Source organism: Helicobacter cinaedi PAGU611 (genome assembly GCF_000284635.1).
In the GTDB taxonomy this organism is placed as follows: Bacteria; Campylobacterota; Campylobacteria; order Campylobacterales; family Helicobacteraceae; genus Helicobacter_C; species Helicobacter_C cinaedi.
In genome coordinates, this window is record NC_017761.1 from 1,877,460 (window position 1) to 1,902,772 (window position 25,313).

28 protein-coding genes are annotated in these 25,313 nt (G+C 37.2%); 19 read left to right on the top strand and 9 right to left on the bottom strand.

Going from position 1 to position 25,313, the window contains the following annotated elements:
* Positions 1-55 precede the first annotated feature (55 nt).
* Complete coding sequence (locus tag HCN_RS09495) at positions 56-673, bottom strand: hypothetical protein (RefSeq protein WP_014667357.1); 618 nt, start codon at positions 671-673, stop codon at positions 56-58.
* A 158-nt stretch (positions 674-831) separates the two neighbouring features.
* Here HCN_RS09495 and HCN_RS09500 point away from each other — a divergent pair, with 158 nt between their 5' ends.
* Both HCN_RS09500 and HCN_RS09505 read left to right on the top strand, forming a co-directional pair.
* Entirely contained in the window at positions 832-1,530 is a 699-nt protein-coding gene (locus tag HCN_RS09500; RefSeq protein ID WP_014667358.1) for an endonuclease, read from the top strand.
* 62 nt (positions 1,531-1,592) lie between these two features.
* Positions 1,593-2,072, top strand: a complete 480-nt coding sequence (locus HCN_RS09505) for a TM2 domain-containing protein (RefSeq protein ID WP_014667359.1) — start codon at positions 1,593-1,595, stop codon at positions 2,070-2,072.
* 16 nt (positions 2,073-2,088) lie between these two features.
* Here HCN_RS09505 and HCN_RS09510 read toward each other — a convergent pair whose 3' ends face one another.
* The 7 genes from HCN_RS09510 to fabI all read right to left on the bottom strand — a co-directional run bounded on the left by HCN_RS09510 (position 2,089) and on the right by fabI (position 10,521).
* Positions 2,089-2,997, bottom strand: coding sequence for a J domain-containing protein (locus tag HCN_RS09510; protein WP_014667617.1), 909 nt, complete (start codon positions 2,995-2,997; stop codon positions 2,089-2,091).
* 165 nt (positions 2,998-3,162) lie between these two features.
* A complete protein-coding gene (locus HCN_RS09515; protein ID WP_002955881.1) occupies positions 3,163-3,708 on the bottom strand; it encodes an isochorismatase family protein in 546 nt (181 codons plus the stop codon).
* A gap of 24 nt (positions 3,709-3,732) precedes the next feature.
* A complete protein-coding gene (locus HCN_RS09520; RefSeq protein ID WP_002955882.1) occupies positions 3,733-4,938 on the bottom strand; it encodes an acetate/propionate family kinase in 1,206 nt (401 codons plus the stop codon).
* 34 nt (positions 4,939-4,972) lie between these two features.
* The gene (gene pta / locus HCN_RS09525; protein WP_041309561.1) at positions 4,973-5,989 is read right to left on the bottom strand and encodes a phosphate acetyltransferase; all 1,017 of its coding nucleotides are present in this window, start codon (positions 5,987-5,989) and stop codon (positions 4,973-4,975) included.
* Positions 5,990-6,180: 191 nt separating this feature from the next.
* Positions 6,181-8,187, bottom strand: a complete 2,007-nt coding sequence (locus tag HCN_RS09530) for a methyl-accepting chemotaxis protein (RefSeq protein ID WP_014667361.1) — start codon at positions 8,185-8,187, stop codon at positions 6,181-6,183.
* A gap of 118 nt (positions 8,188-8,305) precedes the next feature.
* Positions 8,306-9,649 (bottom strand): 30S ribosomal protein S12 methylthiotransferase RimO, encoded by a 1,344-nt coding sequence (gene rimO, locus HCN_RS09535; RefSeq protein WP_014667362.1) that lies wholly within the window; start codon positions 9,647-9,649, stop codon positions 8,306-8,308.
* A 35-nt stretch (positions 9,650-9,684) separates the two neighbouring features.
* Positions 9,685-10,521, bottom strand: a complete 837-nt coding sequence (fabI, locus tag HCN_RS09540) for an enoyl-ACP reductase FabI (protein ID WP_002955887.1) — start codon at positions 10,519-10,521, stop codon at positions 9,685-9,687.
* A 129-nt stretch (positions 10,522-10,650) separates the two neighbouring features.
* Here fabI and HCN_RS11695 point away from each other — a divergent pair, with 129 nt between their 5' ends.
* Together HCN_RS11695 and HCN_RS12450 are read left to right on the top strand one after the other, a co-directional pair.
* Entirely contained in the window at positions 10,651-10,812 is a 162-nt protein-coding gene (locus HCN_RS11695; RefSeq protein WP_002955888.1) for a hypothetical protein, read from the top strand.
* 52 nt (positions 10,813-10,864) lie between these two features.
* Positions 10,865-10,993 carry a hypothetical protein gene (locus HCN_RS12450; RefSeq protein WP_267891763.1) on the top strand — a complete coding sequence of 43 codons (129 nt, stop codon included), beginning with the start codon at positions 10,865-10,867 and terminating at the stop codon, positions 10,991-10,993.
* Between the two features lie 102 nt (positions 10,994-11,095).
* Here HCN_RS12450 and HCN_RS09545 read toward each other — a convergent pair whose 3' ends face one another.
* Positions 11,096-11,818, bottom strand: a complete 723-nt coding sequence (locus HCN_RS09545) for a triose-phosphate isomerase (RefSeq protein WP_002955889.1) — start codon at positions 11,816-11,818, stop codon at positions 11,096-11,098.
* A gap of 171 nt (positions 11,819-11,989) precedes the next feature.
* Between HCN_RS09545 and HCN_RS09550 the strand changes: the two genes are divergently transcribed.
* The 15 genes from HCN_RS09550 to HCN_RS09620 all read left to right on the top strand — a co-directional run bounded on the left by HCN_RS09550 (position 11,990) and on the right by HCN_RS09620 (position 25,296).
* Positions 11,990-12,292, top strand: a complete 303-nt coding sequence (locus HCN_RS09550; RefSeq protein ID WP_002955890.1) for an aldo/keto reductase — start codon at positions 11,990-11,992, stop codon at positions 12,290-12,292.
* A gap of 406 nt (positions 12,293-12,698) precedes the next feature.
* Positions 12,699-13,925 (top strand): DNA methyltransferase, encoded by a 1,227-nt coding sequence (locus tag HCN_RS12630; RefSeq protein WP_014667618.1) that lies wholly within the window; start codon positions 12,699-12,701, stop codon positions 13,923-13,925.
* A complete protein-coding gene (locus tag HCN_RS10875; RefSeq protein WP_232501865.1) occupies positions 13,870-14,934 on the top strand; it encodes a DNA methyltransferase in 1,065 nt (354 codons plus the stop codon). Before HCN_RS12630 ends, HCN_RS10875 begins: the two co-directional genes overlap by 56 nt.
* On the top strand, positions 14,927-17,560 hold the full coding sequence (locus HCN_RS09570; protein WP_014667620.1) for a DEAD/DEAH box helicase family protein: 2,634 nt from the start codon (positions 14,927-14,929) through the stop codon (positions 17,558-17,560). Before HCN_RS10875 ends, HCN_RS09570 begins: the two co-directional genes overlap by 8 nt.
* A 74-nt stretch (positions 17,561-17,634) precedes the next feature.
* On the top strand, positions 17,635-18,066 hold the full coding sequence (locus HCN_RS09575) for a MerR family transcriptional regulator (protein ID WP_002955893.1): 432 nt from the start codon (positions 17,635-17,637) through the stop codon (positions 18,064-18,066).
* A gap of 119 nt (positions 18,067-18,185) precedes the next feature.
* Complete coding sequence (locus HCN_RS09580; RefSeq protein ID WP_002955894.1) at positions 18,186-18,440, top strand: DNA adenine methylase; 255 nt, start codon at positions 18,186-18,188, stop codon at positions 18,438-18,440.
* Positions 18,441-18,465: 25 nt separating this feature from the next.
* Complete coding sequence (locus tag HCN_RS09585) at positions 18,466-19,296, top strand: hypothetical protein (protein ID WP_014667363.1); 831 nt, start codon at positions 18,466-18,468, stop codon at positions 19,294-19,296.
* Positions 19,297-19,313: 17 nt separating this feature from the next.
* Positions 19,314-20,090 carry a hypothetical protein gene (locus HCN_RS09590; protein WP_014667364.1) on the top strand — a complete coding sequence of 259 codons (777 nt, stop codon included), beginning with the start codon at positions 19,314-19,316 and terminating at the stop codon, positions 20,088-20,090.
* A complete protein-coding gene (locus HCN_RS12205) occupies positions 20,059-20,409 on the top strand; it encodes a hypothetical protein (protein WP_014667365.1) in 351 nt (116 codons plus the stop codon). The genes HCN_RS09590 and HCN_RS12205 overlap by 32 nt, the downstream gene beginning before the upstream one ends.
* Positions 20,410-20,484: 75 nt before the next feature.
* Complete coding sequence (locus HCN_RS09600; RefSeq protein ID WP_232501866.1) at positions 20,485-21,819, top strand: DNA type IV secretion system protein ComB10; 1,335 nt, start codon at positions 20,485-20,487, stop codon at positions 21,817-21,819.
* Between the two features lie 12 nt (positions 21,820-21,831).
* Positions 21,832-23,577, top strand: coding sequence for a hypothetical protein (locus HCN_RS09605; RefSeq protein ID WP_014667367.1), 1,746 nt, complete (start codon positions 21,832-21,834; stop codon positions 23,575-23,577).
* Between the two features lie 84 nt (positions 23,578-23,661).
* On the top strand, positions 23,662-23,865 hold the full coding sequence (locus HCN_RS09610; protein ID WP_014667368.1) for a hypothetical protein: 204 nt from the start codon (positions 23,662-23,664) through the stop codon (positions 23,863-23,865).
* A gap of 121 nt (positions 23,866-23,986) precedes the next feature.
* Complete coding sequence (locus HCN_RS12210; RefSeq protein ID WP_231997559.1) at positions 23,987-24,169, top strand: hypothetical protein; 183 nt, start codon at positions 23,987-23,989, stop codon at positions 24,167-24,169.
* 106 nt (positions 24,170-24,275) lie between these two features.
* Complete coding sequence (locus tag HCN_RS12215) at positions 24,276-24,779, top strand: CpaF/VirB11 family protein (protein WP_231997629.1); 504 nt, start codon at positions 24,276-24,278, stop codon at positions 24,777-24,779.
* 16 nt (positions 24,780-24,795) lie between these two features.
* Positions 24,796-25,296 carry a hypothetical protein gene (locus tag HCN_RS09620; protein ID WP_014667370.1) on the top strand — a complete coding sequence of 167 codons (501 nt, stop codon included), beginning with the start codon at positions 24,796-24,798 and terminating at the stop codon, positions 25,294-25,296.
* The last annotated feature ends 17 nt before the right edge of the window (positions 25,297-25,313 follow it).

Consider the following 25,313-nt stretch of genomic DNA (forward strand, 5'->3'; position numbering starts at 1 on the left):
CTATTATCGGGCGATGTTCTTAGGCGAGATTGTGCTTATTGTAGCAAATATGGACTTAATTCTCTACATAAAACGCACGGACGACAAAACCCCGCTGATTTGCCCTCTGTTGAGATAATCCCTCAAATGCCGCTACACTTGGCATTTGCCGAGTGGCTATCATAATGGCTTCTTTTGCACGAAAACTCGCTAATCCTTCTTGCTTTAGCTCTGGGCTACGCCCCGCATAAGGACGCGTATCCACAATGCCTGAAATCTCAAACGCCACAATCGTATTATCTTGCTTAATTATCTCATTTATGCCACTTTTTAGCGATTCGGTGCAGTTTTTAGGCATAGCATAGTGTCCTACTTTCATATTGACACAATGAGCTACGATTTTATCCTTTGGCTTAATGGAGTAGCGTAGCTTCATCGGTGCGTTATCCTGCTGTTTTTGTAGGCTCTCTTTTTGAGCCTTTAAAAGCTTGATTTGTGAATTTGCAGAATCTAGCTGGGATTGCTTAGCGATATTATCCTGCTCTAAAAGTTTAGATTCTATATTTTGGGTTACTTCTTCTAAAGAATGCGTTGAGAACTCCACCATATAGTAATACACCCCGCCAAGTGTAGCAAGAAGCAAGAGCGCAAAACCCATAAGATAAAACTTCGCCTTTGATGACTTCCTTTCCATTGCGATACTCCTTTATCAAACACGCACATTCCGTGCTTTGAAGTAGGATTTAGCAAAAAGCATTCCTTTCATCGCCCTTGTTGTATTTGCCCTTTTTCATCTTCAAGGCGACTTTACTTATTCCTGCTAGAATCTGCTAAAAATCATAAGAAGTAAAAATGTCAAAACCCGAGTTCCAAGCCCTTTTTAGCCATAGTGTTATTGCTGTGCTTTTTGCTATTTTTGCCTATGGTTGTGCGAATGCTAGCCCAGAATCTATAAGCTTTTCTCAAAGCAAACAGCAGCTCAAACAAGCCTATAAGCAGCATAATTTCCACATGGAGTTTTATTGCGGAGTGGAGTTTGATATAGACAGGCTAAAGATTCTAGAATCTCCGCAATACACCCAAAGGAAGCCTTTTACAAGCAAGGGCAAGGCAAATATACGGGCAAAACGCATTGAGTTTGAACACATTATGCCAGCCCATCGCTTTGGTGGGAATCTTGAATGTTGGCAAAAGGGCGGTAGAAAAGCGTGTGCGAATGATGAAAATTTTAGAAAAATGGAAGCAGAAAAAAGAAATCTCGTCCCCGCCATAGGCGAGATAAATGCCGATAGAAGCAACTTTGCCTATGCTGAATCTAAGCAAGTCCCACAAGGGCAGTATGGCAAATGCCAAGCCTACACGGACTTTAAAAACAAAAGATTCTATCCACGCGATGAAGTCAAGGGCATAATCGCTAGAATCTGTTTGTATATGGCAAAGCAGTATAAAATCACCCTTACACAAGAAGAGCAAAGCCTAATGGAATCGTGGAATAAAGCCTATCCACCGACAGAATATGAGATAAGATTGCTTCAAACGCAGGGTTTTTAGGAAGTTAAAGCATTTAATAACTTAGACTATAATTTTGCTTTTCATCAACAAAGGATTTCACTATGGATAATTACGCATTTATGCTCGCTCAACAATGGGCAAATAAGATTCCAGCAGAGACAGCCTTCTCACTTCAACAGCAGCTTGATAAGTTCCCAAATGATAAGATTTCTTCCCTTGGCTTTTTACCGCTGAAAGATCCTGTGATTGGCTTGGTGCTAGGCTTGTTTTTGGGACATTTTGGAGCGGATAGATTCTATAAAGGCGATATTGGACTTGGAATCTTAAAGATAATTCTTGGGATTTTAGGCTTTGTTTTCTTTGCAGTATTTATTGTAGTTGGGGCAAGTATCGGTAGGACTGATGGAGATGAGTATTTTTTCATAGGATTTTTTTTGGGGTTGTTAGCCTTACTTGTGCCATTTATCTGGGTAATTGCGGATTGGTTTTTTGTGTGGAAGGGCATTAAGCAGGATAATTTTAATAAAATCACAAAATGTCTGTCTATGTTAGAAGCTGGGGATTCTAGCGGGATAAGGTAACTACATATCACAAAATTTAGGAGGCTTTGAGATAGGTTTTAATCTTTTCATACGCTTCTTGAATCTTCCTAAACCTATCATTATAGCTCTCTACAATCTGTGAATCTTGCCCAAAGACATTATCAGGGTGATATTCTTTAGCAAGTTTGAGATAGTTTTTCTTTACCAAGGCAAAGTCATCTTGGTAATGACACTCTAGCGTCATATAGCACCCTCGCAAGATTCTCTCCTCATCAGTCAAAAATGAACTCTCAAAGCTCCCTAACCCCCCGCGATTTTTAAAGCTATCATAATCAAAGTCTAAAATGACATTATGTATCACTTTGAAACTAATAAGATTCATTATGCTTTCCCAAAAATAGGGCTTTGTAGAATCTAGATAAATCTCATCTCTATCGCAGCCCACATAATATTCCTCAAACATTTGTGCGATATAGCGTCTAGCGACAGAATTTGCCTTATCCATTTTTAGCATTATGCGTTTTGTGTTGAGTAATCGTAGGGAGACTTTCACGCGTTCAATAAGAGAGTTTTTCCCCACAATCTTAATGCGTATAGGGAGATAGGTAAAATCAAGCAGATATTTTAAATCCTGCAACGGCTCTTCTATGGGTTGTTGCAATTCATTAGATTCTAGAGATTCTAGTGTGGGATTCTCACGCCCTTGATACTCGCCAAGCTCACCTTTAGAATCTAGCAGATGATGAAGCTTTTGGTGCTTTTCGTCTTGCCCAAAGGCGTGATACGCCCAATTTACAAGATAATCTTTCTTAAATCGCTCCCCATCATCAAGGATAAGAATCGTGCGGGATAGACGATAGCTTTTGGAGAAGTATTTTTCGGCATAGGCAAGGGCTTTGTGTAGGAACTCATTATCTTCTTCAACCGTGATTTGAATATATTTTTGCAGTAGTGTTACATTCATAGCCCTTGTGCCTCACTCTTTGTAGAATCTGCCCTTTAGAAATTATGTAAGATTCTATACTATCGGCAAAATAAGCAAATAAAGTTCCTAAGATTAATTTTAAAGACTATTCAAACCACCCAGATTCAGTTAAATAGACCAAAGAAAACAAGGTAGAATCCAAATCTACTTCACAAGATTTGAGACCGCCTTAAAATGTTCGTGTTTAGAATCTCCTAGCATTCTAAACAAAATCGCCTCTGTGGGTAGGACATTCACACCAATGGTGCGGAAAAACTCTAAGGCAAGGTCGTGATTGAGAGCATTGCGTGAGCTAGAAGCATCAGCTACAAAGTAGCATTCGTAGCCTAGATTCCTAGCTTCTACTATGCTTTGAAGCATACAAATATGACTTTCAATGCCAAAAAACACTAAAGTCTTACATTTGCTTTTAGCAATATGATTTTTTATGCCCTCACTCCCAAAGATTCCAAAGCTCGTTTTTTCTAAAATAGGCGTATTTGCTGGAATCTTAATTGCACTATGCGTTTTGCCTAGCCCCTTTGGATACTGCTCTGTAACCAAAAGTGGCGCTTGTAAAATCTGTGTAGCTTGAAGCAAGATATTCGCATTTTTTACCACACTCTCTTTATGAGCCATAAGCTCCAAAAGTCGCTCCTGTATATCCACGCATACAAAAAGCATTTTCTTTGCTTTTAATACCGTACGCATTTTCCCCTCCTAAGTAAGATTTAGCTAGTCTTTAAGCTGTGAAACGATAGTCTTTGTATCCCGCGCAATGACAAGCTCTTCATTTGTGGGGACAACACACACCTTGACTTTAGAATTTGGTGTTGAGATAATCGCCTCTTGTCCGCAGATATTATTTGCCTCTTCATCAAGCTCTACACCCAAAAACTCAAGCTGTTTTACTATCATACCGCGGATAAACTTCGCATTCTCACCTACACCGGCACAAAAACTCACCGCATCAACGCCATTCATCGCCGCACAATATGCTCCCACATACTTCATCACACGATAGGCAAAGGCTAGACGAGCGAGTTTTGCCCTTTCATTACCGCCCAAATCCGCATCAAGCAAATCTCTAAAATCACTTGAAACGCCCGAGATTCCAAGCACACCAGATTTTTTATTCAGCATATTTAAAATGCTTTGTATATCTAAATCCTCTCGTTTTGAGATGTATTCCAAAATGGCAGGGTCTAAATCCCCACTGCGAGTCCCCATAATCAACCCCTCCAGCGGAGTAAGCCCCATACTTGTATCCACACATTTACCATTTTTAACTGCTGAAATTGATGAGCCATTCCCCAAATGGCATACGATGATTTTAGAATTATGATAATCTAGCCCCAAAAACTCCGCTGTTTTTTGCGATACATACTTATGACTTGTCCCGTGGAATCCATATCTCCGCACCTTGTGCTTCTCATACCACTCATAAGGCACACCATAGATATAAGCTTGTGGGGACATAGTTTGATGAAATGCTGTGTCAAAAACAGCCACCATAGGCGTATTTGGCATTTTCTGCCGACAAACATCAATCCCCATAAGATTAGCTGGATTATGCAATGGGGCTAAGTCTGCACATTCCTTAATATGAGCAATAACCGTATCATTAATAAGCACAGATTCTTTAAAAAATTCTCCCCCGTGCACCACACGATGCCCCACAGCACGAATATCAGCAAGTGAGCTAATCGCACCATTTTGCTTATCAGTCAAAGCTTCTAGCACCATTTCAATAGCTTTTGTATGATTTGGCATTGGCTCTTTTTTCTCACGCTTTTTACCCTCACTATCTTTGTAGTTTAGCACACTGCCTTCAATGCCGATTCTATCGCAGATTCCACTTGCTAAAACTTTTTCCGTATCAGCATTAAAAAGCTGAAATTTTAAAGATGAACTCCCACAATTAATCACTAAAACATTCATTTTCTCTCCTTTAGATTCTAAAATTATTTAATATTTATTTGGCTTGAAGTGCTGTTAAAGCCACTACGCCCACTATATCATCAGCACTGCACCCACGCGAAAGATCATTAATTGGCGCACCCATACCCTGCGTGATTGGTCCATAGGCTTCTGCACGAGCAAATCTCTGCACGAGTTTATAGCCGATATTCCCCGCATCTAAATCTGGGAAAACAAGCACATTTGCCTTTCCTGCGACACTTGAGCCTTTTGCCTTAGATTCTCCCACACTTGGCACAATCGCCGCATCAAGCTGCAACTCCCCATCAATCTTAAGCTTAGGTGCTAAACTTTTAGCTATTTTCGTAGCCTCTACCACTTTATCCACATCGGCGTGCTTAGCGCTCCCATAAGTAGAATGACTAAGCATTGCTACCATAGCTTCACTATGCATAACAGATTCAAAACTTTTTGCACTTGAGATAGCAATGTGGGCGAGTTCTTCAGCGGTAGGATTTTGACATAAACCGCAATCAGAAAAGACAAATGTCCCATTCAAGCCATAATCACAATGTGGAATATCCATAATAAAAAAGCTTGAAACAAGCTTTGAATCTGCCGCTGTGCCAACAATCTGCAATGCCGCACGCAACACATCGGCTGTGGCGTGTATCGCTCCTGCAACCATACCATCAGCCCTGCCACTTTTGACAAGTGCTGCACCAAAATATAAGTTATCATTGACAAGTAGCTCTCTAGCCTGTGTGCTATCCATTCCCTTATGAGCACGAAGCTTCACAAGCAAGGCTGTTAGGTCATCAAGCAATGCACTGTCTTTAGCATTAAGAAAAGTGGCGTTATTTAAAGCTTCTATAAGCGGCAGGTGAGCTTGGCTCAAGCCTTTAGCTTGAGTAAGAATCTCATCTTTTTGCCCAACAAGAACAATGTCTGCAAAGCCCTCGCTCAAAATCTTTACAGCCGCTTCAATCGTCCGCAAATCAGTCACTTCAGGCAGGACGATTTTCTTTTTATTTGCTCGTGCTTGAGCTTTAATCGTGTCAATAAAACCCATTTTCTCCTCCCAAGATTCTAAAATATTGTAAAACTCAATCATAAACTAAGTGTGTTAAAAATATACATTATTGTTAAAATAGCTTTTATAAAATGTGTAAGAATGATACATATTTTTATGAGTTTATACAAGATTTTTTTATCTTTTTTGAGAGAATCTGCCCTATCTTAATGATATATTATATCAATACATCAAATTTTAAAAGTGCCAATCATCTCATCAAGCTCTTTTGTCTGTGTGCCTAAATTTTTAGAACTTTCCTGCATTTTTTCATTAATATCTACAATCTCATCAACGCACACTGCTATTTTTGCACCATTATCTAGTATTGCACTTGTATTGGCATTGACCTTTTTTGCACCCTCCAAGCTTGAGAGAGATTTTTCCATAGCTTCTTGCACAAGATGTATAAGTGCTTCTATATTACTATGCATAACCTCTGATTGCTCGGCAAGATGTTGCATTGATTTAGAACTATTTTCCATATCTGTGGAAATCTCATCAATAGACTGCAAGATAGATTGAATAATGCTACTTGTCTCCGTGATGGAATGCTGTGTGCGTTCAGCCAACTTTCTCACCTCATCAGCCACAACCGCAAAGCCCCGTCCGTGTTCCCCAGCACGAGCAGCTTCAATGGCGGCATTTAAAGCTAGTAGGTTTGTTTGATCTGCAATATCAGTAATCACGACAAGCACACCTTGAATATTTTTTGCTTCATTGGCAAGAGAGAGAATCTTATCGGCATTTTGGCTTTCTTTTATGGCATCATCACGAATCTCTTGATTAGTAGATTCTATAATTTCCCGTGTATGCCCTACATTATCCAACACAGATTCTAAAGCTTCTTTTGTCGCATTAGAAAGGGTGATATTCTGCTCTATAATGCTGCGACTTTTTTCTCCTAAGCTTTTGTTGTCTGCCGAAATTTGAGAAATATGCTTTGTGTTGCTATCAAGTTTGCTTGAAACATTAACAAGAGCTTGTGTGATAGAGAGATTGTTTTTAGCCTGTTTGGCAAACTCTACAAACACATCGTGAATATAACGGATAAAGGCATTTACAGAACGCACCATTGTAGATATCTCATCATTTGCCAACACCTTTATCTGCTCTTTTAAATCGCGATGTTCGGTGATATAAGAAAGCTTTGTATTGACATTATTAAGTCGTGTAAGAATGCTTCGCAGCACAAGCACACATAAAATAAGTACCAAAAGAATCAGGATTCCACTCACAATAAGCCAAGTTTTTAGCTCACTATAAAGCTCATTAAGATAAGAATTTATAAAGGTATCAAGACGACGAGAGATAAAATCCTCAATCTCTTTAAGCGTGTCAATCTTTGTTGTAATAGTATCAAACCACTCTTTTGCCTCCACGCCAAAATCCCTGCTATGTCGCTTTGTATGAAGTATCTCTCGCATTTCTTGCACTTTAGCAAAGCTTGGATGTTTAATAGCATTAAAATAAAATCTAATACTCTCTTGCGAAGCAAGGGAAACAAAAAGTTTCATAAACGCTTCTTGTTCAGCAACAAGCGATACAAACTTGTTGTAGTTTGTATCGCTTGGCACAACATTACTCGCAAAGATTCCATTTGCTGTGGCTCGCTCTAACCCCGCTCGCTCCTTTGCATACAAAAAAATCACATAAGCAACCATTGATTTTGCCAAAGTTGCATCGTGGATAAGCTTTGTAGATTCCAACACACTATCAAGCAAAAATGCTATTGTCGTGGTGTAGTATCCTATGACTTGCGGCGTTACATTGCTATGGCTTAATAGAGAATCATCAGCCATAGTGCGTATTTGCGTAATTTTAGAAACAGATTCTAATCCTTGATTAAGTTGAGCTTGGTAACTTTGTGGTAAATCCTTGCTTTGTGCGAATAAATCACTCAAATTCTTATATGCTTTATCCGTAAGAAGTCGTTGGGCTTGAAGCTCACTTGCAAACTTCTTACCCTTACTTGCGAGAAATCCCGCACTCATACCGCGTTCTTTTTGCATTTCGTGCACAAGGGCAGAGAGTTGCTCGGAGATTCTAATCTGCTCTTTTAGAATTTCAGCTGATGAAATGGAATGTAAAGTTTGGGAAAGTTGTACAAAAAATAAACACACAAGTGCAATAATTAGGAATGGCACAAGAGCGAGAACTTGCCCTTTGATGCCCAAATGACGAAGAAAGAACAACATAGAGAACCTCCTAAAAACGATATGCAAATTATAACACTCTATAACCTAAACTCTTAAAAAGAAACCTAGCAATACTAGCAAAATTTGTCAAAATGTGTAAATTTTGCTAGTTTTACAACTACAAACGCTCCAATGCCCTAGCGAAAAGAAAATCCTGCTTCTGCTCCGTGATAAGGATACGATAATAGCCTTCATCTAAAGGGAGCATTTGCCCTAAATTATCGCAAATCTCACTATCATTTATAAGAATCTCCCCATCAATATCCTTGCCCCACGGCTGCAAACGAGCTTTGTAAAAATACTCACTTATCTCACTTTTGCCCTCGCAAATAGCGATAACTTCCTGTCCTAGTAAGGCTTTACTGTGAGCTTTAAACTGCGATTTGACAATGCGGTTAAGCTTGTTAATGCGTTCATTTGTAGTTTTAGCACTCACACTTTGGGGCATATCATAAGCAAATGTTCCAACCTGTGGCGAGTAAGCAAAGAGATTAATCCTATCAAAGTTAAAGCCCTCCACAAAATCGTGTAATTCCCTAAACTCCTTTTCACCCTCCCCCGGATGTCCTATCACAAAGCTTGTGCGGATAAAACTCTTTGGAATCTTCCGCATAGATTCTAGCAATTCTATGTGTTTAGCCCTATTTGCCCCACGCCGCATAAGTTTCAGCATAGAATCCGCGATATGCTGAATGGGCATATCAAAATAAGGCAAAAAGCAAGTGGAATTAGCAATAGTCTCTATAAGCTCCAAAGTTGTGGTGGTGGGATAGAGATATAAGATTCTACAACTTATGGGTAATTGCAGATTGTCAATAGCTTTTATAAGCTCTATTAGTCCATCTTTTTGCCCCAAATCCCGCAAATACGAGCTAGAATCTTGAGCGATAAAGCTAAAATCTCTAAAGCCCCTTTCATACAGGCTTTGCAATTCCTTGATTGTAGAATCCAGTGTGCGGGAGTGGAGCTTACCTTTAAATGAGGGAATCGCACAAAAGCTACAACTTTGATTGCATCCTTCACTTAGCTTAATATAAGCGTGAAAAGATGAGCCTATAATCACGCGTTCATTAGATTCGGTCGCTAAAAACACCCTTTGAGATTGGAGAGATTTTAGCTCCTTTACCATTACATCAATCTTGTCATAATCCCCCACACCCGTGATAATATCAATCTCTGGAATCTCCTTTTTCAATTCCTTGGCATACCGCTCACTTAAACAGCCACTCACCACAAGCACTGCCCCGATCTTACGCAAAGCAGAAGCTTCAAGGATAGTTTGGATACTCTCCTGCTTGGCAGATTCTATAAATCCACAAGTATTGACAATGATAATGTCAGCTTTTGTAATTTCAGGGGTAAGTTGATAGCTTTTTAACTTCCCTAGCATCACTTCAGAATCTACAAGATTCTTCGTGCAGCCAAGGGAAATGAGATGAAGATAATTTGTAGAAAATTGCAAAAAGCCTACCTTTTTATTTGTGTTGATTGTATGAGCTATTTGCGAGTGTTAGCTGTGAGTATATCCCATCGTGGCGTTACCTTACCATCAATGCTTTCAGTAGCACACATACCCATAATGTTATATCCCGCATCAACATAATGCACCTCACCCGTAACGCCACTTGCCAAATCACTCAAAAGATACATAGCCGAGTTCCCCACCTGCTCAATGCTAACATTTTTACACAATGGTGCATTTGCCTCATTCCACTTAAGCATAATGTTAAAATCACTTATCCCACTTGCTGCAAGTGTTTTGATGGGACCAGCGGAGATGGCATTCACACGCACACCTTGTTTGCCTAAATCATAGGCAAGATAACGCACACTAGATTCTAACGCTGCCTTTGCCACACCCATAACATTATAGTTTGTTACATACTTCACACTGCCTAGGTAAGTCAAAGTCAATATAGACGCTCCATTATTCAGTAATGGAACAAGTGTGCGGACAAGCTCAATAAGAGAATACACAGAAATTTCCATTGCTGTGTTAAAGGCTTCCTTGCTTGTTTGGATAAAATCCCCCTCTAATGCATCTTTTGGTGCAAACGCCACAGAATGCACGATAAAATCAAAAGAGCCAAAATCTTTTTTAAGACTTGAAGCAAGAGAGCTAAAATGTGCTTCCTTGCCCACATCAAGCTCATATACACGCTCCTTTGCTCCTAATTCCTCAGCAATAGGACGCACACGCTTCTCTAATGCTTCATTCAAAAATGTAAAAGCAAGCTCTGCTCCTTGCTCTCTACACGCCTTAGCTATGCCATAAGCGATAGAGCGATTATTTGCCACACCAACGATAAGTCCCTTTTTGCCTTTTAAGATCATATTTGCCCCTTCTACATAGATTTTTGCACGAATTTTACAAAGTGTTTTAAAAGTGCAAATTATACTTCTTTTGCATTAATATTTTTCAGGCTTTTACAAGACTTTTAAAGAAAAAACAAGGAGAGAAAAATGAAAAAAGTTGGTTTTACCTATTATCTTATCGGTTTATCTTATCGGTGCGGTCCTACACCTCAAGCGGAGCTAGAGCAAAACTCTCAAGAAAATATCTACACTTACACAAAACCGAGCATTGATGAGCTATACAAAAAGATATTGAATGAAAAAGAATGAGAAAACCTTAATGCTTGTGTAGCTAAAGAAATGACAAAAAGGCTTTCACAAGATGAGAAATTTTTCCTTGGCGGTAACGCTCAAGAAAAACTCCAAGCCAAATGCACTAAATTCACTCAAAGACAAAGCTAAGCCTACAAGCAAAGAGATAAAAGAATCTATTGGGCTTTGCAGTGTGTGAGTATAGAAAAAGCTATTAAAAAGCTTAAATAAAGTTTCCTACAAGCCCTTTTAGTCTATCTTTGCGGGGGCTTGTAGCTTCTTTTACTTGATAGCAAATCCCCTAAAGTGCAGATTTAATAATCTTAGCAAAGCTTTCCATTTCCAAACTTGCCGAGCCTACAAGCACACCACTTACATTTGGAATCTTTAGAATTTCCCCCGCATTATCCGCATTCACACTCCCGCCATACAGCAATGGAGCTTGTGTCATCTCCGCTAGAATCTTATGTGTTTTTGCAATCTGCTCCGCCTTTGCACTTACCCCCGTGCCAATCGCCCAAATAGGTTCATAGGCTACAACCAGTTTAGGATAACTTACATCAATGTTTGCAAGTTGTGCATTCAAAAAGTTCTTTAACGCTTCTTCGCCTTTTTCACGCGTTTGCAAATCCTCCCCTATGCAGTAATAAATCTCAAATCCCGCTTCAGCATAGAATCTAAACTTTTTGGCAATACATTCACTATTTTCACCAAGCAGATTCCTACGCTCACTATGCCCAATCAAAATACGATGAATCTCAAATTCTTGTAATTGTAAAAGCCCAATTTCGCCCGTAAAACCTCCAGATAGAGCAAAATAGCCATTTTGTGTGCCAATGTGAAAATGCTTAAAATTATCCTCAAGTAACGCCGTGTATGAGGGGAAAATATCCACTTGTAGCTTATGATTTTTAATAGAATCTGCACATTGAGATTCTAAAAACTTCTCTAATCCTTGCGTATAAGCCGCCACCTGCTTTCGCGTTAGATTTGCCTTAAAGTTCCCAGCAATAATTGTTTTCATATTACTCCTTTACATCGCTTATTGCTCAAACATAAAAAGCCCAAATTCTACCCTAAAACCCCCAATCATTCAAATTTATCATTTTCAGCTACAATTCCCATCATCTCACTTTATCTCACAAAAGGCATTGTATGAATACTCTTCAAGCACATATTTTATTCCAACAGCACATTGCAAACATTTTTAGAATCTAAGCATATCCACTTACAAGCGTGGAGTCCTTTAGCCTGTGGGAAAAATGGCATTTTTACAAATGAGACTTTGCAAAGTATAGCAAAAGCTCATCATAAAAGCACTGCACAAATTGCTTTGAAATTTTTGCTAGATAAAGGAATGAGTATTATCCCAAAGGCTTCAAGCTTAAAGCGACTGCAAGAAAATCTCACGCTTTTTGACTTTAGCTTAACGCAAAAAGAGAGAGATTCTATCACGCAACTTGATAGGAATAAAAGCCTTTTTGGCTGGGACTGCTAAGGCTATCTCTATACACAAACTGCCCACAAAACGCTAGATTTTAGTATAGATTGCCACGAATTTGTTAATGCAAAATCTCGCAATGACAAAAATTTAGATGTCTCCCCTTGTCATACCAAGCCTTGCGAAGTATCTAAAAATACAGAATCTAAAAGAGATTTTTCGTTTGCTACGCAAACTCAAAGCGAAGCTTCTTTAGAAAATGACAAGGGATATTTCGCTAACGCTCAATATGACAAGCAAAGTGCGGTTTCTTAAAAAAACAAGCAAAGCAAAGTTTCTTTGAGAGAACAAAGCGTAAGTTTTTTTAGACACACAAAGCCTAGTTTCTTTGAGAAAATCCTGCAATTATCAATCTTTGGCTACAATTTTATGCAGTAATTACCAAGCTTTTAAAGGATACACAATGCAAAAAGCAACACACAAAGAGCATAATCTACTACAAACCTTGCAAGAGAAGTTTCAAAGCATAGAGAATCTTCGCACTCTAGCCATAGATTCTAATAGAGAGCTTTTAAGCTTTTTGCTAGAAAATGCCGAGTTTAGAGAGCGGTTTTTCACTAGAGTTGATAGCGTAGCAGTCTTTGAAAAGGATAAGTTTTTAGACTTTTTAAAGCTTAGAATGCTTAATAAATCCTACACTGCTTTTAGTAATAAAATCGGTTTGCAGTTAGAATCTAGCTTTGAAAACACTTCAAAAGTCGTGCTAAACTTCCCCTTTAAAGACTGCGTTTTAAAGGGCGCACAAAGCAAAGATGAGCAAAAGAGCAAGGAAATATTTTTTAATGAAGTGTTGGCTAGAAGTGAGATTGATATTTTATTTTCTCCAAAAGCTTTGCAAAATTTTGAGCTTATAGGGCAAGGGGATTTAAAAGAAAATCTTAACAATGCTAATCTCTTAATCAAAGGCAATAACCTTTTAGCTCTGCACTCTTTAAAAAAGAAGTTTGCAAATCAAGTAAAACTTATTTATATTGACCCACCTTATAATACAGGCAATGATAGCTTTAATTATAATGACAACTTCAATCACTCCACTTGGCTTACTTTTATGAAAAATCGCCTTGAAATCGCAAAAGAGTTTTTAAGAGATGATGGCGTGATATTTATACAATGCGATGACAACGAACAGGCTTATTTAAAAGTGCTAATGGACGAGATTTTCGGGCGGGAGAATTTTGTCGGTTGTATTGTATGGCTTAAAGGTAACGCACAAAATGATGCCGATACAATGCAAAGAAACCAAGAATATATCCTATGCTATGCTAAAAATATAGAATCTAAACCCCTTTATAAAATCAAGCAAAAAGTCAATGTAAAAGCCTTTAAAGATGAAAAAACAGGTAGATTCTACTACGAGGGAGCGGGACTTACCACAGGTGGAGCAGGTGGAACACTAAATGCAAGACCAAATTTAGGATTTAGCATTTATTATAATCCGCAAACAAAAGATTTTTTTGCAAAAGATGATTATGATAGAGAATTAGCAAAAATTAGTAATGATGAAAATGAAGTTTATACCAGCGATTCCACTTTTTTGGAGGGCGGTTATGAAATAATCCGTCCTCCAAAAAAGGGTGTTGGACTTGGGTGTTGGACTTGGGCGTTGGACTTGGGCGTTGGACAAATTTAACACTTCTAAAAATGATATTCTTATTCGTAGAAATAATAATGGCTATATTGTTGTAAAAAAAGAGTGGCTAGATTCTAAACAAGTCAAACAAGATGAAAATGGCAACTACTATGCGATAATAGAAAAGGAAAATCCGCCCAAAAGCTTTGCTGACTTTGTGGGAAGTGGCGTAGGAAGCAAGGAAAATAAAGCCCTTTTTGATACAAAAGTGTTTAATAATCCAAAACCAGAAGCACTTATGAAATATATTATTGAAATATCTACAAGGGCGGTGGCGGAAGGATTTTGTGATGATTTTGTGGGTTGTCAAGGTGGAGGCGAAGGGAGTTTATTAAACATAAATGACCGAGCCGACAACGCAGACTCCCGCAAAAGCACACAAAAGCCAACGCCTGATTTAGTAATGGACTTTTTTGCTGGAAGCGGCACAACGCTAGCAGTAGCTATGAAAATGAATAGACGCTGGATAGGGATAGAGCAAATGGACTATATAGAATCTATCACAAAAGAGCGGCTTAAAAAGGTGGTAGCAGGGGAGCAAGGAGGGATTAGTAAAGCGGTAAATTGGCAAGGAGGTGGGAGCTTTATCTACTGCAAGTTAATGCCTTTGAATGTGGTGTATAAAGAGAAAATACAAAATTTAGCTTGTCATACTGCCCCTTGTCATACCAAGCCTTGCGAAGTATCTAAAAATGTAGAATCTACAAAAGATTTGCATAAAGATATTTCGCTATCGCTCAATATGACAAGTATAGAAAAAGAGCTAGAAAAAATCTACAACGATTTAGAATCTAAAGCCTTTGTAGATTATAGAGTGGATATACAAGCAATGCTAAAGGATAAAGAATTTTGCGCATTAAGCCTTGATGAGAAGCGAAAGGTTTTATATGCGATTTTAGATTCTAATATGGATTATGTTTTGTATGATGATATAGATGATAGTGAGTATGGGGTAAGTGATGAACTAAGGGAGCTAAATAAAATCTTTTATGGGGAAAATGATGAGTGAAAATACACAAAAGCTACAAGACCAAATTGCAAAAGAATATGGCGAAAGGCATTTGAAAAAGCTTGAAATCCCAAGCTATATCACAGATAATCTAAGCAAAGAGCTAAGAGAGTATCAAAAAGAAGCATTAAAGTATTATCTCGCACAAAGGGAACTTATCGCTGATAGTGAGAGTAGCATAGGCAAAAGTGAGAGTAATCACTATGGCAATCACTTAATGTTTAATATGGCAACAGGCAGTGGGAAAACGCTCATAATGGCGGCGTTAATGCTGGACTTGTATAAAAGGGGATATAGGGAGTTTGTGTTTTTTGTGAATTCTAATGCGATTGTGGAAAAGACTAGGGATAATTTTTGCGATAAAACAAGTAGCAAATATCTCTTTAGTGAGAGTATTATCATAGATTCTAAACGCGTGGAAGTAAGGAGTGTGGATAGCTTTAGTGCGTGTGATAGTGAAAGCATAAATATAAGCTTTAATACCATTCAAGGACTGCATTCACTTTTTACCCAAGAGAGAGAAAATAGCCTAACTTTAGCGGATTTAAAAGGGCGTAAAATCGTGCTTATCGCTGATGAAGCACATCATCTAAACACAGATACCAAAAGTAGGCTAACTAAAGCACAAGAAATAGAAAAGCAAAGCTGGGAGGGGACGATAAAAAGTGCTTTAGGGCAAAATAGCGAAAATCTCTTGCTAGAATTTAGCGCGACAATCCCAAATGATGAAAGCGTCCTAAACAAATATAGAGATAAAATCGTGTATGAATACGCATTGAAGCAGTTTTATAACGATAGATATAGTAAGAAAATCTTTTTAGTCAAATATGAGAGCAGGGAGCTAAAGGAGCTATTTTTAGGAGCGTGTATTTTGAGCCTTTTTCGGCAGTTTGTAGGCAGAGATTCTAGCGTGTATGTCAAGCCTGTGATACTCTTTAAAAGTGGGAGTATCGCTAAGTCAAAAGAGAATGAAAAGGACTTTTATGAGTTTTTAGAAAAGCTAGATTCTAGAGAGATTGAGAGATTTTTGCAAAATGTGGATTCTAGTGGAGATGAGCTACTGCAAAGGGCAAAGGGCTACTTTGAAAAGGCGTTTGAAAACTACGCGTTCAAAGTAGCGGAGCATATAAAGGCTAGTTTTGATAAAAGCTACTGCATAAATATGAATGATGAAAAAGACTTAGAAGCAAATCAAAAAAGGGTCAATACTCTAGAATCTAGAGATAATGCTTTGCGTGTGATATTTGCCGTAGATAGGCTAAATGAGGGCTGGGATGTGCTAAATCTCTATGACATCGTGCGACTTGATAATGCTAAGGATAATAATAAAACAACGAGCAATGCCCAGCTTATAGGGAGAGGGGCAAGGTATTATCCCTTTTACTATAAAGAGGGCTATGAAGTGGATAAAAGGAAGTTTGACAATGAGCAAAATGCCTTAGATGTGCTAGAGGCTTTAAGCTATCATTCCTTTAATGAGAGTAGCTATATCACTGCTTTACAAAAAGAGCTAGAAAATCAAGGCACACCCGCACAAGATACAAGGAAACGCTATATTCTAACCCCACAAGAAAAGGCACTCACACTTGCAAGGGAGTTTGCTAAAAATGCGACACAAGATTCTAAAGATGTTGCTAAAGATATTGCAAGACACGATGAGAATCTAAGCTTACCTATAATGAGCAATGATATAAGAAAGCTTAAGGAAAATGAGAGTTTGTTCTACAAAGCAAAAGAGATAGAAAATACTATAAGCACACTCTCTATACCGCTACTAGGAAGCAGGGAAAAATCACAAGTAGAAGCCTATAAAAAGCAAGAATTTAGCGAAGATGAATTTGCTATAAAGAGCTTAAAATCTATCAATAAAGCCGTGTTTTTAAAAGCGATGAATAAAGAGAACATAGGCTTTAATATGCTAAAAAATCTGCGTGAAGTGGGGAGTAAGAGGGAGTTTATAGAGAAGCATTTATATACGCTAGAAGTGCGATTTCACAAAAAGCAGGAATTTAGCAGAGCATCGCAACTGCATATCGCAACTTTCATAGTAAAAAGGCTAAAAGAGATTCTAAACGCTAAGGGTGCAAAGTGGGAGATAGAGCCATTTAGGATAAAGTATTTTACGCTAAGGGCTAGAGATCTATGGAGTGAAAAAGAGCTAGAAAAAAGCAAATATCAATGGCTAGTGTATGACAAAATGCTAAAAGCGGATTCTAGCTATGAAGGGGCGTTTTTAGACTTTATCAATGGCTATAAAGATAGGCTAGATGAAACATATCAGCACTGGTGCGTGATACGCAATGAATGCTTTAGCGAATTTAAGCTTTTTGGCAGGGATAATGTGGGGGAAGTGCGGGGGTTTAACCCGGATTTTGTGTTTTTTGGTGTGAGTGGGGATAATAAGGAAGTGCTATTTGAATGCGTGATAGAGGCTAAGGGGGAGCAACTAGAATCTAATGATAAGTGGAAAGAGAATCTTTTGCTAGATTTAGAGAGTGAGCTTGTAAGCGTGAGAGAGAGGGAGAAGAATGCTAAGAATCTAAGGCTAAGGGGACTTGGGTTTTTTAGTAAAGCAAAAGAAGAAGATTTTAAAAAAGAATTTAGAAAAGTGGTGCTAGGGGCGTAAAAGGAATGAGAATCTATAAGGGTATAAATTTAGCTTAAATCTTTATGCGATAAAAATGCTATAAAGGACAACAAATGGCATATACAATCATAGAAGTTGAGAGAGCGACAAATATCCCTTCAAGAAAGATAAGATTCTGGCTTGATAAGGGGCTATTCCCCTTTGTGGAACGCGATGAAAATGGGGTGCGTTATTTTGCAAAAAGTGATATTGTGTGGGTGGAATGGGTGGATTGTTTGCGGAGTTGCAGTATGAGTATAGATGACATTAAGCATTATATTAAGCTTACAATGGGTGGCATAGAGACTGCAAAAGAGAGAAAAGAGCTATTAGAGCGGCATTTTGATTTGTTAAACAAAGAGCTTGAAATCCTGCATATCGCCCGTAAAAAAATGAAGATGAAAATCGCCCTGTATAATGAGATGATAAAAACAGGCATTGACTATCTAAATCCAAACAACACGACATATCAATGGTCCCTAGATTCTAAGGGTAGGGCAAAATAAACACGCTTTAGATTCTATATGCAGAATCTAAAAAACCCACGCAGGCAATGCTTACGCAAATATTGTATAATTTTGCTTTGATAATCTTTGCTTAGAATCTTTTAAATTGAAAGGCTATAATGTTTTCTCTCTCAAATCGCCGCTATACAGGAGCTAAAACAAAGCTTTTAAATGCCATTGATGAAAGCATTTTGCAAGTGTTTGATTATAAAATTAAGAAAAATCTTAGCTTTTTTGATGTGTTTGGTGGCACAGGGGTTGTGAGTGAGTATTTTGCTAAAAAGAAAGAGTTCAGTCATATTATCATCAATGACTTTTTACACTCAAATTTCATCATTTATCAAGGATTTTTTACGCAAGATTCTGTGGTATAATCCCTACAAAACACAAAGGCAAACAATGAATCTCTATATTCTCACAGAAGAGCGACCAAAACAGGAAGTGTTGCATACTGTCATTACGAGATTTTTACAGGATAAAAAGTTTTGTGCTTTTATAGATACGCTTAAGATTTTGCCCATTGTTAAAGAGAATTGCTTTACCTTTAGTTATGAGATTCTAGGCGTGTCGTGCAATGGGCTTAAAAAAATCTATGTCAAAATTGTAAGTGGGACGAGTAGTTTTGTAGATTATCTTGTGTTTTTTCAAGAGAATGAGCCTACTCCTAAAGATATTCCACTTTATGCGATTGAAGAGACAAAGACAAATGATAGTGAAAGCCGAAATACAGGCGTATATCAACGCATTACTAAATTTGTCTATCTTAACAATTTTTATCCACAGACAACAAAAATTATGCTTTATAATCTTAAAACTGAACTCAAAAAACCCACACAAACTTCAATTTTTGGCACAAGGATTTTACGCACTTTAGGTGTGGAGATTATGGGAAAAGACTTTGGAGAAAATAATGAGATTTTAAAACCTTTTGAAAACATTGAAGAATTGGTAGCCTATAAAAACTCAATGAGAAAACCACCAAAAAATAATACTCCACTTAACATCCACAAAATTAAAGATATAATCTTTATAAGTGCAAGACTTTTTAAAGCAAATACCTTATCTCACGACCCAAATATTGGGGCGATAAGTGGTATTTGTGCAGCGTTACGAAAGCTGGGGTTTAAAGAGAATCTTACTATCACACATCACGGCTTAGAACAAAAACATCTTGGTAAAAATAATAAATTTATACCCAAGTTGTATTTTAAAGCGAACTCTAAGTTTTAGGAGAAATGGAGCAATGAATGTCTTACATTTCCACCAAAGACTTGAACTTGGCATTAAAACGAGAGTTTATTCTCGCAAAAACTTATAAACTCTTACTTCCTTACTTCAAAGCATATAAGAATCCAAAAATATTTTTGTTTCTTATGTGGTTAATTGAAAAATCTTCTCTAAGAAGCACACGAAGAGTAATTTTCAATATTTTAGATACTTCCTATGAGTTTGATATTTGCGAAAAAACAATCAAATCTTGGCTAAAGCAATTAGAGAATCTTAACTTGCTTAAAGTCCAATCTAAGAAAGGACAGCTTTATGCAGTAGAGATTTTTGATTATGGAGCTGCAATCTCTAAGGCAGAAAATGCAGAGACAGAGACAGAACAAAAACAAACTCAAAGCACTTCATCTTGTGGAATCAACATTCCAACCCCAACAGCAGAAATACCAACGAGATTCTACAAGAATATACAAAACATCATTAACAAGATAATCAAAACTCAAGGGCTGCAAGAGAAAAAATTTAAGCTTGATGAAGAGCAATGGAGATTAGCCCCAAGTCAAACAAAAACAAAAAGCTACAAAAACATCATCGTTGAGTTTGAAAACACACACAATTCACAATTTACAGCACTTCTTACCTACGAGCAAATCACAGGTAAGAGTCTTCCTAGTCTTTCACCCCTATCATCAACAGATCATCAGGGCGAATCTCAAAAAATCACTCAAGCTGATGGCAGCTTAATTTTAATTTCGAAGGAGAAAAAAAATGAGACCGATCACAATGCAAGGACAAGATAGAAAATCTTTAGTGTTTAAATTTTTAGTTATCACAGCAATTTCAATGCTGCTCCCAGAAGTTGCACTATGTGCTGACTTAAATAGTATGGTTACAAAAATCTTTAGCTGGGTTAAAACAGCTCTTGTTGCCATAGGCACACTTATCATTGTCATTGGCGAAAGCGGCACAATCTATACCTTTTATATCTTTTCAACCCATTTTACTAATAGAAGAGACCCAGCATTTACAGTATTTGTAAGCAAAGATAGAAGTATAAGCAAGATTGCTATGACAAATCTTGAAGAAGATGAACACAACAAAAAGAGTCCCAGATTCTAGGCTTTGAGATTAAGGACTTAAGCTTTGAAGCTTTAAATATTTTAAAACAAGAAGCTTTAAGCATTGGTGGGGATTGTGCCACACCGCGAGGCTAACCCCATACTTTATGATAAAGATGGGAACAGAATCTACCTTGATGAGCAAGGCAGACCCTATACCTTAGATGAGAATGGCAATAGAAAATATCTTAAACCTGAAGAAAAGATATATTCTCAAAGTGGCGTGGAAGTCAAACGAGATGAGCAAGGCAATCTAGTTTTCTATGATAAGGATGGGAATAAGGTTATTGTAGATGATGGCAAAAGAATTACCACCGATAAGAATGGTAACAAGATTATAGAAGATGAAAATGGCAATTTTACAACACAAGACAAAGATGGCAATGTTATAGGTAGGGGTAAAAGAGACCCATTTGGGAAAGATAAAGATAAGAATCTACAAGAAAATACAACCCAAAATGAAAATGGAGCAAATAATCAAAAAAATCCTTATTTATTCTATGATGAGGATGGAAACCTTATAGGCGATGCCGTAGCAGTTGAAAATCAAAAATTTGATAGTAAAAAAGCTTCGCTAAAACAACAAAAAATCAATGATTTACTTGCTTCACGCTTTGAGATTCCACAGCCTGAAGAACCGCAACAAAACAAAGAATATGGGGTAGATAGTTTTACAAACCTAGATGCCAAAGATGAGGGATCAAATGAACATAAATTATTGAGAACTATTACAGCGGATAGAATGATACCTGCATTCTTAGTGCGCCCTATTTCGTCTCAACTTGCGGGTAATGTAGTCGCACAAGTAGAAAGTAATATTTACGGAGCTATGGGGCGTGCAGTGCTTATCCCTAAAGGCTCAAGAGTTATTGGCTTTTACCAAAACAACAATAAGATAGGAGAATATCGCTTACAAGTTATTTGGACACGCATTATCACGCCGCAAGGCATTAACATTATGCTAACAGATGCCAAAGGTGCTGATGTGAAAGGTTATAATGGCTTAGTAGGAGAAGTGCATAGTCGCAATTTTGAACGCTATGGCATACCACTTAGCCTTTCTACCCTATCAAATGGGCTTCTTTTAGCGGTTAATGCTATGAATCAGAATCCAGACAACAAAACAAGCAATACAGACATTGCAAACGCATATATGCAAAGTCAAATCCTATCAGGTATGCGACAAGATGTTTCTTCAATCATTCAACGCATAATCCAAGAACAAATTAAGATTCAGCCCATTATCACAATTAGAGAGGGATCACGAATCTTTATTGCACCAAGTCAGGATATTTTTATCCCCATACCAAAAAATAATGAGACTCTCGCGAGATTCTTCAATGAAGTTAAAGTTAAAGAGGTAGAAAAACCAACTTTAGAAGAATATCCTTATGAAGATTCCATTAGATAAAAGGAGATATGAATGAAAAAGCTACTTCTAGTTTTAGTGTTAGTCCTAAGTTTAGCGTATGCTAAGATAGAAATTGCTCTTGAAGATGAAATAAGCTTTAGAAATGCAAGTGGCACATTGACTGCCAATATTACATACGATAATCAAAAAATGCAAGGCATAGGCACATATCGTGTAAATAACAAGAAAGTCATCTTTAGCATTGATAGATTAAGCCAAAATGGCAGACTTTTTACATTAAAACAACCTCCCAGCATAGTAAGGCAATTAAAAAGTGAAAATGCAAAGCTGCCAAAAGGCTCTCTTATTACATTAAAGGGCGAGAATCCTAATGAATTTAAAGAATTTGCAACAATATTGCAAAATGATGCTAAAGGGGAAAGCAATAATCAAGCAGCTAAAAAAGCTCAACAATCTCAAAGCTCAAGCTCTCAAGGTTCTCAAGGCTCAAGTGTAGGAAATATATCTGTGGGAGGGCAAACCACATCAGGACAGATTCCATATATTCCTATTAGTTCAAGCACAACGGGCGATGATGGCACACAAACTGATTCAAAGTGGAGTGCTCAATATTGTAAAGTGCCTGAATTTTTAGAAAATCAAATCAAATTATCAATCGTTGATAAAGATGGGAATTGTGTAGAGAAAATGGCAGTGCGAGATGACACAAAATGCGAGTATCGCTTTGATTTTGTAAATAGCAAAGCCATTAAACAAACACAATTCTACTATGTAGATAATGAAAACAAGGTGCAGACCGTGGGTGATTGCGTGGATTTAGTTGGAGATGAATACAGAGTGGATCTCTACAAAGATGACGCACGATGTGAGCTAGAAACAACAGATAAAGACTATGGAGGGGGAAAGGGAAGCTTTTTTGTAACGCAGATTCTCTTTCGTGGCATTGATGGACTAATCCACGAGGCAACAGATTGTATCGCCTATGGCAATATCAAAGAAGAGCTAGTGGATTATGAAAAAAATGACAAAACCAAAAAAGCAAGAAGAATAGTCAATCAATACTATATAGATCCATACACAAAAGAGCAACACTACATTACAAAAGGCGTAAAAACTGATGCGGAGTTTGACTATGTAGAAAAAGCTTGTGGCGATTGGGAAATGGATGATGTGCTTTTACAAGGTAAGAAAAGGACAGAAATTACATTTTATGACCAAGTAGATTATAAAGAAGTGCCTGTTACAAGCTGTGATTTTTCAGTGCAAGGGGGCAAAAAGAGTGAATACATAATGAAATATCAAGATTTAAGCTCTACTTATAAGGAAAAGGAAATCAGTAGAGAGCCTCCTAAAAATTTTGTAATTAATAAAAAGCAAAATACCACATACACTTACACAGAAAAATGTGGATTTTTGAATCTAGATAGATGTAATAGAACTGCTTGCGGACAAAATCATCTAGGAACTACCAAATGGACAACCACCTATGTTTTAAAAGATGTAACTTCATATAAGGTGTATTTGCGACCTGATGGCAGTGAATATAAACAAAATCAAGATCCAAGCGGAGCTACATTTAAAAAGACATTTAGAGAAGTAAAAATAGGAGAAAACACTCTAAATCTTGATGAAAAAGCCCTTAATTACTATGAACTCAATGAGGGATTCTACAAAGATGAGCAAACAAAATTGAGTAAAGATTTTAATGATTGGATTACAAACTTTTATCAAAAAGGAGCAAATTGCCAAAATTTTAGCTGCTGGACTTGCACAAGCGAATTAAATTATAAATTTTAAGGAGGACACAATGAAGCAAGAATCATAAATCATAGGTATCACAGGCACAACAATAGGCAAAAAAATCTAAAAAAGGAGTAACAAATGGAAGAGTTAAATAAAATACCAAACAACAGCGTATCCACAAATGAGATTAATGCTCTTATGGAGGATATTAATGTGAAAAAAAGCAAGTTTAGCACAATGATTGTGATAGAAAAGGAGGTCAAAGAGCTAAAGGCTTTACAGGACAAGGTTGAAAAAAAGTATGCACGCATTAAAAAGCTCAATGAGCAAATACAACTCTAAGGATAATTATGCGTTCAAAAATACTTGAAACCCTTTTGGGAAAGCTTGATAAATATTTATCAATGACATCAATGAAATTGCCTTTAATCAGGAAAAAGAGCTTTGGATTGCCAAAAATGGCGTGTGGGAAAAAATTGTAGATGAAGAGTTTGATGAGCGTTTCTTGCTTAACTTCTGCGAGCAACTTGCCACTGCTAGAAACTTATTTTTCAATATTGATGTGTCGCATTTATCTTGCTCTATCCAAATTCTAGGTATCGTGTCAATGCTTTGCACCCAAGCATTACAGCTAATAATTGCATAAGTATTAATATAAGAATCCCAAGTGATAAAAAATTCCCACTTGAGAATTTTAAGATTAATCCACTGATGACCTAAAAGGTTTCATACGAGATAGAAAAAACATACTCATAAGCGGAGGAACAGCAACAGGCAAAACAAGTTTTGCAAACTCTTTGCTTGATGAGATTCCACTTGAAGATAGGATAATCACGGTAGAAGATTCTCCTGAACTACACATTCATAATCTCAATAAAGTGCAAATCGTTGTTTCAAAAAACGAAGCCACAAACTACACTTATGAAAAAACCTTAAATGATTGTGTGCGTATGTCGCCTGATAGATTATTGCTAGGAGAGATTGATACAAGAAACACAATGCTATTTTTAAGGCTTAATAACACAGGGCATAGCGGCTCAATCAGCACACTTCACGCCAATAGTGTAGAAGATGCTATCCACGCTATTACGATGAATGCTAAGTTTAGTGGAGCAGAGGCAACAAATGAAGCGATAGTAGAATATTTTATTGCTGCTATTGATTATGTGATTCAAATTAAGAGAACGGAGCAAGGAAGAGAAGTCCATAATGTGCTTGATGTCAAAAAAAGATTTAGCAAATATTCTAAAAAATAGTAAATAAGGAAACATAATGAGAGAATCTACATTCAAATCAAAATACATTACAGGCAAAAGACTAAATATACTTACCAGTAAAGATGCGTATAAAGCATTAGAAAAACAGAAAAAACAAATTAACACAACACGATATATAGAGCATTTACTTATTAAAGCTGATGAGAATCCAGAGAGTATAGCACAAAGCTTTGATACTCAAAACAAATATCTAGATCAAATCACGCAGCTTATTAACTTCAATAAAAAACTCTATCTTGATATTAATGCCACATTTAGCAATCTTAATCAAATTGCTTATCGCTTAAATCTCGCAAATCTTAATGACCCTAACGAACTCAAAGCTCTAACAGACAACAAAGAGTTTTTACTTGATACCAAACAGAATCTCATAGATACCAAAGAAGAGGTAATAAGCCTTAAAGAACTTCTAAAAACTTTTCTTAAGACAATGGAGAGGACAAAAAAGAATGCTCAACCACTCTATCCTAAAGAGCAACCCATAGAACAAAAATGATTTTTGGGAGCTTATAG